The 1,028-nt window shown below is 33.7% G+C and carries 1 protein-coding gene; it reads right to left on the reverse strand.

The annotated features are described in order from the left end of the window. Positions 1 to 1,028: choice-of-anchor Q domain-containing protein (locus tag EG240_RS16625; RefSeq protein ID WP_317127030.1), on the reverse strand; the 1,028-nt coding region annotated here is incomplete at both ends.

Below are 1,028 nucleotides of genomic sequence, written 5' to 3' on the forward strand. Positions count from 1 at the left end.
TCGCCCACGACGAACCATCGCCAGTACCAGTAGCACCTTGTTTTACAAAAAGTACATTGTTTGTTGGTGAAATTACAACAGGTTGATTTTCATAAGCCCCCATATCTATTGTTGTACCAAACAAACGTGGATTACCTGCTAAATCCGTTGCAGTAGATAGTGAAGCGCCATATAACGTATTACTTCCTGCATTAATAGCAGGACTTGTAATAGTTAAAGTAAAATCTCCATTTGTAGGATTTGCAAACATTGGGTTTACATCAATATTATTGCCTCCATTTGTTCCAAAACTTGAATTCCAGTTTGAGTTTACCATACTGCCTTGTATTAGACTATACTTATAAACAGGAGTACTATTATTTATGTTATAAACATTATTAACCGATTGGTCAGAATTTTTAGTGTTTCCCCAAATGATACTATTATTAATTGTTGGAGATGAAACAATATTATAAATACCTCCTCCAGTAGTAGCTGAATTATCTGAAATGGTTGTATTAGTAAGAGTTGGAGATGAAACAATATTATAAATTCCCCCGCCATAATCAGCAGAATTATCTGAAATGTTTGTATTGGTAATTATTGGAGAAGAAGCGTAATTATAACCCCCACCGCCATTATAAGCTGAATTATTTGAAATGGTAGTATTGGTGATTATTGGAGAACTAGAATTATTATAAATTCCTCCACCGCTATTATTAGCTGAATTACCTGAAATGATTATATTGGTAAGAGTTTGAAATGATTGTGAATTATAAATTCCTCCGCCGTTATTAGCTGAATTATTAGAAATGATTGTATTAGTAATAGTTGGAGTTGAAGAACGATTATTAATCCCTCCGCCACAGTCCCTGTCGAATACCCTTGAATTAATTGTAATTGAATTTGCACCATTTGCATTTCCTTTGGTAATTGTAAAACCATCAATTTTAGCACTACCAACATCGTCGACACTAACTACTACGTGGTAAGTGTTATCTGAGATGTTATTTTCGATACCAATATCACCTGATAATGTAGTTAGGTTT

This window comes from Paenimyroides tangerinum, assembly GCF_003865405.1.
GTDB classification, from domain to species: Bacteria; Bacteroidota; Bacteroidia; order Flavobacteriales; family Flavobacteriaceae; genus Flavobacterium; species Flavobacterium tangerinum.